Below are 15,642 nucleotides of genomic sequence, written 5' to 3'. Positions count from 1 at the left end.
TTGTGGGCGATGATCGAACGCAAGTTGCCGGGCGCTCGGGCCCGGCAGGGGGGGTTAGCGCTTGGGCAGGTCGAAGTGGGTCCAGGGCACTTGCGGCAAGTAGTGCTGCGCAGCCACGATCAGCGCCACCATCACCACCAGGAACACCGCTTGCAACGGGCTCCAGAAGGCCCAGTGCAAGCCATTCAGCCACGGGTAGCCTTGGCTGAATTTAACGCTCATGTGACCGATGCGTTTTTTGTGCAGCAGGTTGATCAGGACCATGCCGGCGTAGGTGACCATGCCCAGCACGCCAAGCATCAAGCCGCAAGCTCCCAGCATGACCAACTGTGGCACGCCGTGGCGAATCACCAGCCAGTAGTCGTTGGGGTTGAGCCGCTTGGGGATCAGGTACTCGCTCAGCCACACATCCAGCACCCGGTAGGTAGAGCTCATTGAGGCCCACAGTTGAGTGACGCGAAAGCCAACGGCCGCTGGCACAAACGCCATCAGCATGAAAATCACCAGCGACATCCCATCCATCCGGTCGGGTTTGGCGTGGGCGATGCTCAGGCCAAGCCCTAGGGCGAAAAGGGCCCACAGGCGGATGAACACCTGGGTGTAAATCGGCCGGGGTACGTATTTGCGCCAGAAGAACAGGTCGGTCCGGGGCAGGCGCTCGACCAGTTGCGGGTAGCGCCAGGTCAGGGTTTCGGCCAAGTGCTGGCAGGCATTCCACTCGTTTTCGCCAAACCCGTCGATCATGCGTTTGTGTTGGGTGGCGGTCATGGGCGTCAGTAACAGGCGCGCCGCCAGGGCATCGGCTGAGGTGCGCCGCGGGTCCTGGGCCTTCTCCTGCAAGTGGGTGTAGAAGCTTTCCTGCTCACAGCGCGACACCAGTTCGCGCCACATCCACGCCGGCTCCGGGAACACGCCTTTCTGGTCGTCCCAGCCGAACGCCTGGCACACCCGCTCGAACAACGGCACGCTCCAGGTGGTGTCGTGGAGCAGGTGCAGGATGATGCGTTGCCACTGCTGTTGCAGGTCGAACACCCGCAACCACGGCTGGTTGTTGTAGTGCGTGAGCTGGGTGACGAACTCGCGCTCGGCCTTTTGCTCCAGCCGTTCCTGCAGGGTGCGGCGGTAGTCCTGCAGCAGCTCGCCGGTCAGCGCTTCGTGCTGCCATGGCGTCATGGCCACCTGTTGCCAGGGCGTCAGCCATTCCAGGTGCTGCACCGCCCAACGGGCGATGGCGCTGCGCTCGCCCGGCGCTTCGAAGCAATGACGCAACAGGCCGGCCTGGAATGCATCGGTACAGCCCTGTTGCAGGGCCTGGGCCCAGCGGTGGTCGAGGTTGTGCGCGTTAAGGCCGTCGAGCAACGCCTGGGCCGGGTCGGGTGCAGGCGTCTCGAAAAGCGCAGGACGGACCTGGCTGATATTCATCAGTTCGGCCAGGTCATTCAGGTTGCCGTAGGCTGCTTCGGCCACCGGCGCCTGGACGCTCTCTTGCTCTTCTTCGGCGTCAGCCCGCCAGCGTGCGTAGGCCAGTGCCTCTTCATAGGCTTCGCGCAGTCGCTGGAAGCCGGCAGCATCGTCATCCGGCCGGCAGCTTTTCAGCAGCCGCGCATAGGTGCGCTTGATTGTGCGCTCGTCGGCGTCTTCCGGCAGTTGCAGTACGGTCCAACACTCCATGTCGTGTTTCCTCAGCGCCAGAACCCGTTGTCGAGCTGCTCAAGTTGACGGGTCAGTTCGCTGCGGGCTTCGCGGATGCGGCGCTCGTCCTGGGTGTCGAGTACTTGCTGGAACTGTGCGGCCCAATGCCCGAGTTGCTCGCGCAGTTCGCCGAGGTTTTCCTGATAAAGACGCTCGAGGCGCGCCGTGAGTACGGTGTTGACCTGTTGGTCGCGCGGATGAACCTTCAACTGCGCCAGGGCTTGCAGGCGTTGCTGGATCTCCTCCGGGCTGAGCACGCCTGGGTTGTTCTCGATCACCAGCGAGTGCTGCTCGCCGGTCAGCGGGATGCTCACCTGGGCTTCCAGCAGGCCGTTGTTGTCGTAGGTGAAGCGCACATCCAGCGAGACTTCACCGGCCTTGCGCTTGGGCACCGGGATATCCAGTTGGCCCAGTTCGATGTTGTCTTTGACCAGGCGGCTTTCGCCTTGGTAGATCTTGAGCAGTACGCGGGTCTGGTCATCGTGCAGGGTGACCACGCTTTTGACGCGGCTCACCGGCACGCTGCTGTTGCGTTCGATCAGTGGCAGGTAGTGCCCGCTTTCGATATGGCTACCGTACTGATTCGAGGTTTCGATACCGAGGGTGTAAGGGCACACATCGGTCAGCACCACTTCTTCCAGTGCCGCAGAGCGCGCCTTGAGGGCCGCCTGGATCGCGGCGCCATGGGCGACCACCTGGTCCGGGTCGAGGCTGATGGACGGGAAGCGGCCAAACAGACCGGCGGCTAGTTTGCGCACCAACGGCATGCGCGTGGTACCGCCCACCAACAGGATTTCATCCAGGTCGCCGACACGAATCCGTGCATCACGCAGGGCCCGTTCAATCGGCGCGCGCAGGCGTTCCAGCAGCGGTGTGTAGAGCTTGGCCAGTTCCTGCTGGGTGATGGTTTTCACCCATTGCTGGCCGTCGACACGCAGGGCGAATTCGGCACTGTCGTCCTGGCCCAGGGCTTTGCGCACCCGTTCGGCTTCGCGGCGCAGGGCTTGCAGCACGCTGCTGGTGGGCGGGAAGCCTTGGGCGTTGCGCTGACTGTCGACGAAATGTTCGAGCAACAGGGTGTCGAAGTCTTCGCCGCCAAGGAAGTTGTCGCCGGCGCTGGCGCGGACTTCCATCACACCGTCGAACAGCTCGATGATCGACACGTCAAAAGTGCCGCCGCCGAGGTCGAAGACCAGGAACGAGGTTTCTTTGTCGCGCTGATGCAGGCCGTAGGCGAGGGCGGCAGCGGTGGGTTCGTTGATCAGTTTTTCAACGTTGAGCCCCGCCAGCTCGCCGGCAATGCGCGTGGCCTTGCGTTGGCCGTCGCTGAAATACGCGGGCACGCTGATCACGGCTTCGGTAACGGTGTGGCCGTAAGTACGCTCGATGTCTTCCTTCAGGCTTTTGAGCACCAGCGCGGAGAGTTCTTCCGGACGGAACGAGCGGTCGCCCAGGCGCACTTCGGTGGCACTGCCCATGAAGCGCTTGAACAGCGAAGTGGTCAGGTGCGGGTGGGTGTGCAGGCGCTCTTTGGCAGCCTGGCCTACCAGGACACGGCCTTGATCATCCAGCCCGACCACGCTGGGGGTCAGCAACTGGCCAAGGGCATTGGGCACCAATTCGGCGGCATCACCGCGCCAGACTGCAGCGAGACTGTTGGTGGTTCCCAGGTCGATTCCTACGATCATTACGACAAGCTCCCTCTGTGGTCTGTAAGAATCTGTTACCAATTTTACCCTGAAAGGTTGAAGAGAAAGCAAGCCAGCTCCTACAGGTGGGCGGCGGCAATTCAGGTGGGCGGTGGTGGTGACGGTCAGGCATAAAAAAACCGCTTCCGGTGAGGGAAGCGGTTTTTTGTCTACAACAGCGCTATCAGAACAACTTCAACGCCGGTGCTTCTTCTTTCAACGGTTCGTTCTTCGCGGTCTGCTCGTTCCAGCCACCGCCGAGGGCCTTGTACAGGTTGACCTCGCTGGTCAGCTGCGCCAGGCGGTCGGTGATCAGCGATTGCTGGGCACTGAACAGCTGGCGTTGGGCATCGAGGAACGTCAGGTTGCTGTCGACACCGATGCGGTAGCGACGCTCGGCCAGGCGGTAGTAATCCTGGTTGGCCGCGACGAAGCCACGCTGGGCCTCCAGTTGCTGCTTGTAGGTTTCACGCGCGGCGAGGCCGTCGGAGACTTCCTGGAAGCCGGTCTGGATCGCCTTCTCGTAGTTCGCCACGTTGATCTCTTTCTGGATCTTCGAGTAGTCCAGGCTGGCGCGCAGGCTGCCGGCGTTGAAGATCGGGATGTTGATCTGCGGGGCGAACGACCAGGTTCCCGAGCCGCCTTTGAACAGGCCGCCGAGGTCCGGGCTCAGGGTGCCGGCGTTGGCCGTCAAGCTGATGCTCGGGAAGAACGCTGCACGGGCTGCGCCGATATTGGCGTTGGCGGCCTTGAGGTTGTACTCGGCCTGCAGGATGTCGGGGCGACGTTGCAGCAGGTCCGACGGCAAGCCGGCCGGCACTTCGCTGAGCAGGTCATCCGACAGCGGCTTGCTGGCGATATTCGCCGGCAGGCCGGTGCCCAGCAGCAGGGTCAGGCTGTTTTCGTCCTGGGCAACCTGGCGGGTATACCGGGCAAGTTGCACGCGGGCGTTTTCCACCGAGGTGCGCGCCTGGCTCAGGTCGAGGGCCGAGGCCACGCCGACTTCGTTGCTGCGCGAGGTGAGCTTGAAGCTCTGCTCGAACGCGCCCAAGGTGTCCTGGGTCAGCTTGAGCAGTTCCTTGTCGGCCTGCCAGGTCAGGTAGGCATTGGCCACGCTGGCCACCAGGCTGATCTGGGTACTGCGGCGTGCTTCTTCAGTGGCGAAGTACTTCTGCAGCGCTTCTTCACTCAGGCTGCGCACGCGACCGAACAGGTCCAGCTCATAGGAGCTGATCCCGAGGGTGGCCGAGTACTGGCTGGTGATGTTCGCTTCGCCGGTCTGCGAAGCACGGGCCGGCACACGTTGGCGGCTGCCGCTGCCATTGGCCGACACGGCCGGGAACAGGTCGGCACGCTGGATGCGGTACTGCGCGGCATACGCGTCGATGTTCAGGGCCGCAACGCGCAGGTCACGGTTGTTCACCAGCGCGGTCTGGATCAGCTGTTGCAGGGCAGGGTCATGGAAAAACTGCTTCCAGCCCTGCTCGGCAGCGGCCTGGTTCGGCGCCTGGGCCGACGAATACGCCGGCCCCTGCGGGAACTGCGCGGCCACCGGCGCTTCGGGGCGCTGATAGTCAGGTATCAGCGAGCAGCCACTGAGCACGAATGCCGTGACGGCTAGGGAAAGTAGCGACTTGCTCATTGGCCAGCCTCTTTAGGAGTTTCAGTAGTGTCAGTCTTTTTACGTTCGCCAGCTGCGGATACGGTTGCGAAGAACAATGGCACCCAGAAGATCGCCAGGACAGTGGCCGTGATCATACCGCCAATTACGCCGGTACCGATCGCGTGCTGGCTGCCTGAGCCGGCGCCCGAGGAGATCGCCAGCGGCAGTACGCCGAGGATGAACGCCATGGAGGTCATGATGATCGGCCGCAGACGCATCCGCGACGCCTCGATGGCCGCCTCGACGATGCCTTTGCCCTGTTCGTGAAGCTCTTTGGCGAACTCCACGATCAGGATGGCGTTTTTCGCCGCCAGGCCCACCGTCACCAACAGGCCCACCTGGAAGAACACGTCGTTGGAGAGCCCGCGCATGCTGGTGGCGATCAACGCACCCACCACGCCCAGCGGCACGACCAGTACCACCGCGATCGGGATCGACCAGCTTTCGTACAGTGCCGCGAGGCACAGGAACACCACCAGCAGCGACAGGGCGTACAACGCTGGCGCCTGGGAGCCGGACAGACGCTCTTCGTACGACAGGCCCGTCCAGGCGTAACCCACGCCCGCCGGCAGTTGCTTGGCGATACGCTCGACTTCAGCCATGGCGTCACCGGTACTGTAGCCCGGAGCCGGGGTACCGAGGATTTCCATCGCCGCTACACCGTTGTAGCGCGAGAGTTTCGGCGAACCGAAGATCCACTTGCCCGAGGAAATGGCCGACATCGGCACCATCTTCCCGGAGTCGCTGCGCACGTACCACTTGTCCAGGTCTTCCGGCGACATGCGGCCAGCGGCCTCGCCTTGCACGTACACCTTCTTCACTCGACCACGGTCGATGAAGTCGTTGACGTAGCTGCCACCCAGGGCAATCGACAGGGTCTGGTTGATGCTCGCCAGGCTGATGCCTTGGGCGCTGGCCTTCTCGTCGTCGACGGTGAGTTCGTACTGCGGCTCATCGTTCACGCCGTTGGGACGTACACCTGCGAGGATCTTGCTTTGTGCAGCCATCCCCAGGAACTGGTTGCGCGCTTCCATCAGTTTTTCGTGGCCGACACCGCCCTGGTCTTGCAGGAACACGTCGAAACCGGTGGCGTTACCCAATTCCAGAACCGAAGGCGGCACGATGGCAAATACCATGGCGTCCTTGAATGCCCCGAAGAAGTAACCCTGGGCACGCTTGGCCACCTCGAATACCGACATGGTCGAATCGCGTTCATCCCACGGCTTGAGCATCACGAATGCCAGGCCCGAACTCTGGCCACGACCGGCGAAGTTAAAGCCGTTTACGGTAAATACCGATTTCACAGCCTTGCCTTCGCCCGGCTCGCCTTCCTTGTCGTGGAGCAGGAAGGCACGCATGTCGTCGATGACTTTCTGCGTACGTTCAGCCGAAGAGCCGACCGGGGTCTGCACCTGGGCGAAGATCACGCCTTGGTCTTCTTCTGGCAGGAACGCGCTTGGAATGCGGGTGAACAGCCAGATCATGCCGGCGAAGATGATCAGGTACACGAAGAATGCAGGAAACTTGTGCTTGATCATGTTGCCCACGCCGCGCTCGTAGCTCAGTACGCCACGGTCGAAGGTGCGGTTGAACCAGCCGAAGAAACCACGCTTGGGTTGGCCGTGCTTTTCCGGGTCGATCGGCTTGAGCATGGTGGCGCACAAGGCCGGGGTAAAGATCAGGGCAACCAGTACCGACAACGCCATGGCCGAAACGATGGTGATGGAGAACTGTTTGTAGATCACACCCGTAGAGCCGCCGAAGAACGCCATCGGCAACAGTACCGCCGACAGGACCAGGGCAATACCCACCAGGGCGCCCTGGATCTGGCCCATGGATTTCACCGTCGCTTCTTTCGGCGACAGGTGTTCCTCGGCCATGACCCGCTCGACGTTTTCCACCACCACGATGGCATCGTCCACCAGCAAGCCGATGGCCAGGATCATGCCGAACATGGTCAGGGTGTTGATGGTGAAGCCGAACGCGGCCAGGATCCCGAAGGTACCCAGCAATACCACCGGAACCGTCATGGTGGTGATGATGGTGGCGCGGAAGTTCTGCAGGAACAGGAACATCACCAGGAACACCAGCACGATCGCCTCGACCAGGGTGTGGACTACACCGGAGATCGATTCGGTCACGACTGGCGTGGTGTCATACGGCACCACCGCCTTCATGCCTGGCGGGAAGAACGGCTCCAGGGACGCCACGGTGGCACGGATGGCCTTGGCGGTGTCCAGGGCGTTGGCGCCCGATGCCAGCTTGATCGCCATGCCGGAAGCCGGCTTGCCATTGAACTGTGCACTGATGCTGTAGTTCTGGCCGCCCAGTTCGATGCGGGCGATGTCACGCAGGCGCACTTGCGAGCCGTCGGCATTCACCTTCATGAGGATCTTGCCGAACTCTTCGGCAGTCTGCAGGCGGGTCTTGCCGATGATGGTCGCGTTCAGCTGGGTGCCGGGCAGGGCAGGCAAACCGCCCAGTTGGCCGGTGGCCACCTGTACGTTCTGGGCCGAGATGGCGGTGCTGACGTCTACCGGGGTCAACTGGTAGTTGTTCAGTTTGGCCGGGTCGAGCCAGATACGCATGGCGTACTGCGAACCGAACACCTGGAAGTCACCGACGCCCGCGGTACGCGAGATCGGGTCCTGGATGTTGGACACGATGTAGTTGGACAAGTCGTCCTTGGTCATGCTGCCGTCTTCCGACACCAGACCGATCACCATCAGGAAGTTCTTCACCGACTTGGTCACGCGGATACCCTGCTGCTGCACTTCTTGCGGCAGCAGTGGGGTCGCCAGGTTCAGCTTGTTCTGCACCTGAACCTGGGCGATGTCCGGGTTGGTACCCTGGTTGAACGTCGCGGTGATGGTCATGCTGCCGTCGGAGTTACTGTCCGAGGCGACATAACGCAGGTTGTCGATACCGTTGAGCTGTTGCTCGATCACCTGCACCACGGTGTCCTGCACGGTTTGTGCGGACGCGCCTGGGTAGGTCACCTGGATGTCGATGGCGGTTGGCGCGATGGCCGGGTATTGGTTGATGGGCAACTTCAGGATCGACAGTGCCCCGACCAGCATGATCACCAGGGCAATTACCCAGGCGAAAATGGGACGGTCGATAAAAAATTTCGACATGGGTTACTCCCCCTGGCCAGCAGCGGCAGCAGGAGCTGGAGCAGTACCGGCAGGCTTGGCGTTGTCGGCGTCCTTGACCTTGACTTCGATGCCCGGCTTGATGAATTGCAGGCCTTCAGTGATCACGCGGTCACCGGCGTTCAGGCCTTTTTCCACCAGCCAGTAGGCGCCGGCAGTGCGGTTGGCCACCAGTTGACGCTGCTCGACCTTGTTGTCCTTGTTCACCACCATGGCGGTCGGGATACCTTTGATATCGCGGGTCACGCCTTGTTGGGGTGCCAGGATGGCCTTGCTGTTCACACCGGCTTGCAACTGGGCGTGCACGAACATGCCCGGCAGCAGGGTGTGGTCAGGGTTGGGGAACACGGCGCGCAGGGTCACGGAACCGGTGGTCTGGTCAACCGATACTTCGGAGAACTCCAGCTTACCGTCCTGGCCGTAGTCGCTGCCGTCTTCCAGGGTCAGCTTGACCTTGGCGGCATTAGCGCCGGCTTTTTCCAGTTGGCCGCTTTCCAGGTCACGGCGCAGTTTCAGCATTTCGGCCGAAGACTGCGTGACGTCGACGTAGATCGGGTCCAGTTGCTGGATGACGGCCATGGAATCGGCCTGGCCATTGCTGACCAGCGCGCCTTCGGTCACCGAAGAGCGGCCGATACGCCCGGAGATCGGCGCGTACACCTTGGTGTAGCGCACGTTGATCTGGGCCGTTTGAACGTTTGCTTCCGCGGTCATGCGGTTGGCGACAGCGGTGTCGTATTCCTGGCGGCTCACGGCCTGCTCATCGACCAGCTGCTTGTAGCGGTCGGTGATGGACTTGGTCTGGGTCAGGCTGGCCTGTGCGCTTTTCAGGGTGGCTTCATACACCGACGGGTCGATCTGGTAGAGCTGTTGCCCTTCCTTCACGTCCGCGCCTTCCTTGAACAGGCGCTTGAGGATGATGCCGTTGACCTGTGGGCGAACTTCCGCGATGCGGTAGGCGGTGGTGCGGCCTGGCAGCTCGGTGGTCAGGGTATAGGCTTGCGGTTGAATGGTGACCACGCCGACCTGAGGGGTTTGAGCGGGCGGAGCCGCTTCTTCCTTTTTACATCCGCTGAGCAGCGATGCCAGGGCGACGGCAGTGACCAGAGCGGTAACAGCTGGCTTAAGTTGCATGAAGATCCTCGGGTCAGGCGCGCAGGGTGCGCACAAGAAGTGTGGAAGGGTAAAAAACAAGCTGTGAGTAGATAAGTAGCTTGCTACGCAATATACTTACGTTCATGGTTGTTTGTAAACTCTTGACAGGCTTCGCGGAATGTTGACAAAGCAACGCCCAAAGCCTCGATTTTAGTACGTTCGGTGCCCATGACGGTGCCGTCCCACAATTATTCAGATCATCGTTACCGCCTATTAAATCTGCGTTACCGATAGTCCCAAGTACCCTGATTGAGGTTTTACTGCCATGGTTCGTCGCACCAAAGAGGAAGCTCAGGAAACGCGCAGCCAGATTCTCGAAGCCGCCGAGCAGGCCTTTTACGAGCGCGGCGTTGCGCGGACCACGCTGGCGGACATCGCCGCACTGGCCGGTGTGACGCGAGGCGCTATCTATTGGCATTTCAGCAACAAGTCCGATTTGCTGCAGGCGCTGCTCGACACCCTGCATGAGCCGCTGGACGAACTGGCCAGGGCCAGTGAAAGCGAGGATGAACTCGACCCGCTGGGTTGTATGCGCAAGCTGTTGATTCATTTGTTTCATCAAGTAGCCCTGGACCCGAAAACCCGGCGCATCAACGAGATCTTGTTCCATAAGTGCGAATTCACCGATGAAATGTGCGACATGCGCCGCCAGCGTCAGACCCACAGCCTGGAGTGCAACCTGCGCATCGGCCTGACATTGCGTAACGCGGTCCATCGCGGGCAACTTCCGGAAAATCTCGACACTGCCCGCGGCGCAGTGTGCATCCACGCCTACATCAACGGTCTGATCGGCCAGTGGCTCCTGGTGCCCGACAGCTTCCAACTGCATCAGGAAGCCGAACGCTGGGTGGATGCCGGGCTGGACATGCTGCGCTGGAGCCCCAGCCTGCGCAATTGAGACAAAATGCGTAATTGCATCAGGTTGTGTCAACAGTAAAGCCCAAGGACAGTCAATCGTCCTTTTGCCTGATGGGTGGGGTGACTTTATATACGGGCTGGCGGGCGGTTGATAGGTAGCCGACTAAGTATTTTGTAGCGATTTTGTTGCAGGGCTGTGAAGGGATGTTACCCAGCCTCCATGAAAAAGCCCCGGTTCCTGCGAACCGGGGCTTTTTCGTTTCAGCACGTCACATTACAGCGCCAGCGTCGGGTAATCGATGTAGCCGACCGGGCCTTTGCTATAGAAGGTGTCTGGACGTGCTTCGTTGAGCGGCGCATCAGCCTTCAAGCGCGCTGGCAAATCCGGGTTGGCAATGAACGGCACACCCCAGGCCACGGCATCGGCTTTGCCTTCGGCCAGCCAGGTGTTGGCGCTGTCCTTGGTGAAGCGTTCGTTGGCGATGTAGGTGCCTCCGAAGGCCTTTTTCAGCTGTGGGCCGAGGCTGTCGGCGCCTTCTTTTTCACGGGAGCAGATAAACGCGATGCCACGTTTGCCCAGTTCACTGGCGACGTAGGTGAAGGTCTGCGCCAGGTTGTCGTCGCCCATGTCATGGGAGTCGGCGCGCGGCGCGAGGTGCACACCCACGCGGCCGGCGCCCCAGACTTCGATGGCGGCGTCGGTCACTTCCAGCAGCAGGCGTGCACGGTTTTCCAGGGAGCCGCCGTACTGGTCGGTGCGCTGGTTGGTGCTGCTCTGCAGGAACTGGTCGAGCAGGTAGCCGTTGGCGCCGTGGATTTCCACGCCGTCGAAACCGGCAGCCTTGGCGTTCTCGGCACCGGTGCGGTAGGTGTCGATAATGTCGGCGATTTCAGCGGTTTCCAGGGCGCGTGGGGTCGGGTAGTCGGCCAGCGGGCGAACCAGGCTGACGTGGCCTTTGGGCTGGATCGCGCTCGGTGCGACCGGGGTTTCGCCGTCCAGGTACGACTCATGGGAAATACGCCCCACGTGCCACAGTTGCAGGAAGATCTTGCCGCCCGCGCCATGCACGGCCTTGGTGACGTTGGCCCAGCCGCGCACCTGATCGCTGGACCAGATGCCCGGGGTGTCCGGGTAGCCCACGCCCAGTGGCGTCACCGAGGTGGCTTCGCTGAGGATCAGCCCGGCGGAAGCGCGTTGCACGTAGTACTCGGCCATTAGCGCATTGGGTACGCGACCGTCGTCGGCACGGCAGCGGGTCAGCGGCGCCATGATGATGCGGTTCGACAGTTCCAGGTCGCCCAGTTTGATTGGATCGAAAATAGTCGTCATGGGGAAAGCACCTTTGTCTTTGAAGTGGATCAGTTAGTCGCAGGGGCCAGGTCGGCATCGCCGCTCTGACGGAAAGTAATCAGGGTCACCACCAGCGCGAGAATCGCCAGGGCCGCTGCGGCCAACGGCACGCTGGTCAGGCCGAAACCGTGGGCGATTACACTGCCGCCCACCCAGGCCCCGAGGGCGTTGCCGATGTTGAACGCGCCGATGTTCAGGGTGGACACCAGGTTCGGTGCGGCTTTGCCGAAGGTCACTACGTTGATCTGCAGCGCAGGCACTGCGGCGAACGAGGCGGTGGCCCACAGGAACAGGGTGATTTCAGTCGGAATCACAGCGATGCTGGTCCAGGTCAGTGCGGTGGAGACCACCGCCATGCTGATGAACACGCCGATCAGGGTGGCCGCCAGGCGCTTGTCCGCGAGTTTGCCGCCGATAATGTTGCCGACAGTGAGGCCCAGGCCGATCAGCAATAGGGTCCAGGTCACGCCCTTGGGCGACACGCCGGTGACATCGCCGAGCAGCGGCGCGACGTAGGTGAAGAGGGTGAACATGGACGCGGCAAACAATGCGGTCATGGTCAGCGACAGCCAGATACCGGCGCCCTTGAGGGCCGCCAGTTCGGCGCGCATGTCGAGTTTCTCTTCATCACGCTTGGCGGGCAGGAAGCGGATCAGGCCGATCAACGCCACCACACCAATCACCGTCACCGCCCAGAAGGTCGAACGCCAGCCGGCTTCCTGGCCGAGTGCAGTACCCAGCGGTACACCGAGCACGTTGGCCAGGGTCAAGCCGGTGAACATCAGGGCCACGGCCGAAGCACGCTTGTTGGCCGGCACCAGGTTGGCTGCGACCACCGAACCAATACCAAAGAACGCACCGTGGCACAGCGCGGTAACCACACGGGCGAACATCAGCACGTTGTAGTCACTGGCCAGGGCACAGAGCAGGTTGCCGATAATGAAGATCCCCATCAACGCTACCAGGGCCGCCTTGCGTGGCAGCTTGGCGGTGGCCAGTGCCATGAAGGGGGCACCGATGGCCACGCCCAGGGCGTAGCCGGTGACCAGCCAGCCAGCGCCGGGAATCGATACGCCCAGGTCCGTCGCCACATCGGGCAGCAAGCCCATGATGACGAACTCGGTGGTGCCGATGGCGAAGGCGCTGAGGGCCAGTATGAGTAGCGAGAGGGGCATTATCGTTTCCTTGTTACAGCGGTGCGTTGTCGTCAGCGCTGAGTTCAGTGATGAGCGCCGCGAGGAAGGCCTGGATGGTTTCCTCGTTGCGTTTGAAAAAGTGCCATTGGCCAGCCTTCTGGCTGCTGATCAACCCCGCCCGTTGCAACGTGGCCAGGTGGGCCGACACGGTCGACTGGGACAGGCCGCAGCGCTGGTCGATCTGCCCGGCGCAGATGCCGTATTCGTGGTTGTGCAGTTGTTCGGGGAATTGCACTTTCGGGTCTTTCAGCCAGGTGAGGATGTCTCGTCGTACTGGGTGCGCCAGGGCTTTTATTATTTCGTCGAGGTCGATGGACATGGCAGGTGCTCGGTGTCGTACAGCGTTATATCGCGATGAGGCGAACTTTATATCGGTCTATCCCGATAGACCAATATGATTTTGGTCTGAGCCTAGGCTCATTCGGTATATCGGGTTATAACGATACGTTAAGGGCAGTGGTAGACTGCGCGCCATGAATTATCTCGCACATCTGCACCTGGGCGGCCAACTTCCTGCGCAACTGCTGGGCAGCCTCTATGGCGATTTCGTCAAAGGCCGCCTGCAGGGCCAGTTCAGCCCGCAAATCGAAGCGGCGATCCAGCTGCATCGTTCCATCGACCGCTTCACCGACAGCCATCCTTTGGTCGATGCGGCGTTGTCGCGCTTTAGCCTGACTCGCCGACGGTATGCCGGGATCGTCCTGGATGTGTTCTTCGACCACTGCCTGGCACGGGACTGGACGCTCTATGCCGACCAGCCGCTGGAGCGCTTCACGTCGCAGGTGTACCGGGTGCTGGCGGCCGAGCCGCAATTGCCCGGTCGACTGGCGCAGATTGCGCCCTATATGGCAGCGGATGATTGGTTGGGCTCGTATCGAGAATTTGCGGTGATGGAGCAGGTGCTGCGGGGGATTTCGCGGCGACTGACACAGCCGGAGGCGTTGGGGTTTGCGATGCAGGAGTTGCGTCAACTTTATGAGCCGCTAAGCGAAGACTTCCGGCTGTTCTATCCAGAACTGCAAAAATTTGCACAAGCTCAACTGACTACTGAGGTCTGAGTGTGGGAGCTGGCTTGCCTGCGATTGCAGTCTGCCAGTTGATACAGGTATTGCTGACCCACCGCTATCGCAGGCAAGCCAGCTCCCACATTTTGATCGGTGTTCACTTAATTCAAGCGGCGAATGCCGGCCGAGCATCAACTTCTTCTGCTTCCGGCAACGGCCCAAACAACGCCTTCTGCACCGCCTGCTGCGCCTGATACGCCAGCGCCGCACGTTCCTGCCCGGCGCAGGCAATCGGCTTGAGCACATGGATTTCCACATCGCCCTGGTCGTTGGCAAACAAGCGCATCAGGTGCGAGAGCAAATCATCATCGCCAATAAAGGGAGCCAGCGGGTCCACTAGCCCCTCACGCAGGTAACGGATCGCCACCGGTTGCAGCGACACATCCGCATCGATCGCACTGGCCAGCAAGCGCCCGTGGAAGGTGCGCACGCTGCGCCCGTCGGTGGTGGTGCCTTCCGGGAACATCAGCAGCGGGTGCTGTTGCTCCAAATGGCGCGTCATCTGTTTGCGGATCAATTGGCTGTCGCCCGAACCCCGGCGGATAAACAAGCTGCCAGCCTTGGCCGCCAACCAACCTGCTACCGGCCAGGTGCGCACTTCGGCCTTGGACAGGAATGACATCGGCGCCACAGCGCCCAGCAGCGGAATATCGGTCCAGGACACGTGATTGCTCACCCACAGCATCGGCTGCGTCGGCAATTCACCGTGTACCGTCACGCGAAAGGGCAGGGCGTTGGTCAGTCGCGCCATGAAAAACCGCGACCAACGCTGGCGCCGCACCATCGAATTGGCGATGCCCATGCGCTCGAACACACCAAACACGCTGGCCATGCTCAAGCCGAGCGCCACCACCACCAGCACGCGGGCAATGCGCCCGTAAACCCGCAGGCGGCTCATCACATTGCAGCCTTGAAGTGGCGCGCGTAACGCGGGCACAGTTCATCGCGCTTGAGCAGGATGAACACGTCAGCTACCTGGAAATCCTCATCCCAGCACGGTTCGCCGCAGATCTTCGCACCCAGGCGCATGTACGCCTTGAGCAATGGCGGCATCTCGGCGATCACGTTGGACGGCAGGTCCAGCGCCGGCAGTGGTTTTTTCGGTTCGGCGCGCAGGTGTTCGTTGCACAGGTAGCGTTCGCGCAGGCGCTGCATGATTGCGTGGGCCTGGATGCCGCCATCGTGCATCGGGATGCTTGCGCAACCCATCAAGTAGCTGTAGCCGCCCTGGTTGAGCACTTCGGCCAATTCGCCCCACAACACGGCGATGGTGCCGCCGTTGCGGTAGGCCGGGTCGACGCACGTGCGGCCGATCTCCAGGATCGGGCCCTGCAAGTGCAGCAGGCCATGCAGGCTGAATTCTTCTTCGCTGTAGAACCGGCCCAGGGTGCTGGCAGCCTGGTGGTCGAGCAAACGGGTGGTGGCGACGAGTCGACCGCTGTTCAAATCCCGCACGCCGATGTGGCTGCAGTGAACATCATAGTCATCCATGTCCAGGCCCAGCTCAGCGCCTTTCAGCTTGGCGTTGAACTCGCCGCTGAATACGTTGAACCGCAGGGCCTGGGCTTCCTGCAACGCCTGCGCGCCAACCAGGCGTTCGGCTTGCAGACGGCGTTCATTGCCGGTGTCGCTGATGCGGGCGATCTGAGTCATGGCGAGTCTCCGAGTGCCGGCCACGATTTCGGCCGGTCGACTTTGTTGTCCAAAGTCAGGCTATGTAGCCTCGGTGTCATCTCCATGAAGTTATGGTGACGCTTGGATGACAGCCATCCCTGTCGCAAATCTGTCATCACCCTCGGCTAGGCTCGCGGGCTTGAATG

General features: G+C 61.6%; 12 protein-coding genes. 2 read left to right on the top strand and 10 right to left on the bottom strand.

Translation table 11 applies throughout. The features are described from left to right. Positions 1-54: 54 nt before the first annotated feature. The 5 genes from AC0IYN_RS03455 to AC0IYN_RS03435 form a co-directional block, all read right to left on the bottom strand. Positions 55-1,671 (bottom strand): J domain-containing protein, encoded by a 1,617-nt coding sequence (locus AC0IYN_RS03455; protein ID WP_406597789.1) that lies wholly within the window; start codon positions 1,669-1,671, stop codon positions 55-57. Between the two features lie 11 nt (positions 1,672-1,682). Further along, the gene (locus tag AC0IYN_RS03450; RefSeq protein ID WP_406597790.1) at positions 1,683-3,380 is read right to left on the bottom strand and encodes a molecular chaperone HscC; all 1,698 of its coding nucleotides are present in this window, start codon (positions 3,378-3,380) and stop codon (positions 1,683-1,685) included. A gap of 184 nt (positions 3,381-3,564) precedes the next feature. Continuing rightward, positions 3,565-5,022 carry an AdeC/AdeK/OprM family multidrug efflux complex outer membrane factor gene (gene adeC / locus AC0IYN_RS03445; RefSeq protein ID WP_100491342.1) on the bottom strand — a complete coding sequence of 486 codons (1,458 nt, stop codon included), beginning with the start codon at positions 5,020-5,022 and terminating at the stop codon, positions 3,565-3,567. Then, complete coding sequence (locus AC0IYN_RS03440) at positions 5,019-8,180, bottom strand: efflux RND transporter permease subunit (RefSeq protein ID WP_406597791.1); 3,162 nt, start codon at positions 8,178-8,180, stop codon at positions 5,019-5,021. Before AC0IYN_RS03440 ends, adeC begins: the two co-directional genes overlap by 4 nt. A 3-nt stretch (positions 8,181-8,183) precedes the next feature. After that, on the bottom strand, positions 8,184-9,332 hold the full coding sequence (locus AC0IYN_RS03435) for an efflux RND transporter periplasmic adaptor subunit (protein WP_406597792.1): 1,149 nt from the start codon (positions 9,330-9,332) through the stop codon (positions 8,184-8,186). Between the two features lie 286 nt (positions 9,333-9,618). On the opposite strand from AC0IYN_RS03435, the gene AC0IYN_RS03430 reads away from it, so the two are divergent. Further along, positions 9,619-10,251 (top strand): TetR family transcriptional regulator, encoded by a 633-nt coding sequence (locus AC0IYN_RS03430; protein ID WP_078047286.1) that lies wholly within the window; start codon positions 9,619-9,621, stop codon positions 10,249-10,251. A 234-nt stretch (positions 10,252-10,485) separates the two neighbouring features. Here the strand turns inward: AC0IYN_RS03430 and AC0IYN_RS03425 are convergent, their stop codons facing one another. The 3 genes from AC0IYN_RS03425 to AC0IYN_RS03415 are packed head-to-tail and all read right to left on the bottom strand — an operon-like array spanning position 10,486 to position 13,077. Continuing rightward, positions 10,486-11,541, bottom strand: coding sequence for an alkene reductase (locus tag AC0IYN_RS03425; RefSeq protein WP_471840532.1), 1,056 nt, complete (start codon positions 11,539-11,541; stop codon positions 10,486-10,488). 29 nt (positions 11,542-11,570) lie between these two features. Beyond that, complete coding sequence (locus tag AC0IYN_RS03420) at positions 11,571-12,737, bottom strand: MFS transporter (RefSeq protein ID WP_078047288.1); 1,167 nt, start codon at positions 12,735-12,737, stop codon at positions 11,571-11,573. 13 nt (positions 12,738-12,750) lie between these two features. After that, complete coding sequence (locus tag AC0IYN_RS03415) at positions 12,751-13,077, bottom strand: ArsR/SmtB family transcription factor (protein WP_368983361.1); 327 nt, start codon at positions 13,075-13,077, stop codon at positions 12,751-12,753. 154 nt (positions 13,078-13,231) lie between these two features. Here AC0IYN_RS03415 and AC0IYN_RS03410 point away from each other — a divergent pair, with 154 nt between their 5' ends. Next, positions 13,232-13,816 carry an acyl carrier protein phosphodiesterase gene (locus tag AC0IYN_RS03410; protein WP_099493783.1) on the top strand — a complete coding sequence of 195 codons (585 nt, stop codon included), beginning with the start codon at positions 13,232-13,234 and terminating at the stop codon, positions 13,814-13,816. 112 nt (positions 13,817-13,928) lie between these two features. Here the strand turns inward: AC0IYN_RS03410 and AC0IYN_RS03405 are convergent, their stop codons facing one another. Further along, the gene (locus AC0IYN_RS03405; protein WP_471840529.1) at positions 13,929-14,720 is read right to left on the bottom strand and encodes a lysophospholipid acyltransferase family protein; all 792 of its coding nucleotides are present in this window, start codon (positions 14,718-14,720) and stop codon (positions 13,929-13,931) included. Continuing rightward, the gene (olsB, locus tag AC0IYN_RS03400) at positions 14,720-15,475 is read right to left on the bottom strand and encodes an L-ornithine N(alpha)-acyltransferase (protein ID WP_003172415.1); all 756 of its coding nucleotides are present in this window, start codon (positions 15,473-15,475) and stop codon (positions 14,720-14,722) included. The genes AC0IYN_RS03405 and olsB overlap by 1 nt, the downstream gene beginning before the upstream one ends. Positions 15,476-15,642: the final 167 nt, after the last annotated feature.

The sequence above is a fragment of the Pseudomonas sp. AC112 genome, assembly GCF_979253545.1.
Note: the sequence above shows the minus strand (reverse complement) of the source record. Positions and strands in the feature narration are given on the sequence as shown.

Excerpts from the sequence above, each read along its gene's own strand:
- AC0IYN_RS03455 (WP_406597789.1), bottom strand. The coding sequence starts at position 1,671 with ATGGAGTGTTGGACCGTACTGCAACTGCCGGAAGACGCCGACGAGCGC.
- AC0IYN_RS03450 (WP_406597790.1), bottom strand. The coding sequence starts at position 3,380 with ATGATCGTAGGAATCGACCTGGGAACCACCAACAGTCTCGCTGCAGTC.
- adeC (WP_100491342.1), bottom strand. The coding sequence starts at position 5,022 with ATGAGCAAGTCGCTACTTTCCCTAGCCGTCACGGCATTCGTGCTCAGT.
- AC0IYN_RS03440 (WP_406597791.1), bottom strand. The coding sequence starts at position 8,180 with ATGTCGAAATTTTTTATCGACCGTCCCATTTTCGCCTGGGTAATTGCC.
- AC0IYN_RS03435 (WP_406597792.1), bottom strand. The coding sequence starts at position 9,332 with ATGCAACTTAAGCCAGCTGTTACCGCTCTGGTCACTGCCGTCGCCCTG.
- AC0IYN_RS03430 (WP_078047286.1), top strand. The coding sequence starts at position 9,619 with ATGGTTCGTCGCACCAAAGAGGAAGCTCAGGAAACGCGCAGCCAGATT.
- AC0IYN_RS03425 (WP_471840532.1), bottom strand. The coding sequence starts at position 11,541 with ATGACGACTATTTTCGATCCAATCAAACTGGGCGACCTGGAACTGTCG.
- AC0IYN_RS03420 (WP_078047288.1), bottom strand. The coding sequence starts at position 12,737 with ATGCCCCTCTCGCTACTCATACTGGCCCTCAGCGCCTTCGCCATCGGC.
- AC0IYN_RS03415 (WP_368983361.1), bottom strand. The coding sequence starts at position 13,077 with ATGTCCATCGACCTCGACGAAATAATAAAAGCCCTGGCGCACCCAGTA.
- AC0IYN_RS03410 (WP_099493783.1), top strand. The coding sequence starts at position 13,232 with ATGAATTATCTCGCACATCTGCACCTGGGCGGCCAACTTCCTGCGCAA.
- AC0IYN_RS03405 (WP_471840529.1), bottom strand. The coding sequence starts at position 14,720 with ATGAGCCGCCTGCGGGTTTACGGGCGCATTGCCCGCGTGCTGGTGGTG.
- olsB (WP_003172415.1), bottom strand. The coding sequence starts at position 15,475 with ATGACTCAGATCGCCCGCATCAGCGACACCGGCAATGAACGCCGTCTG.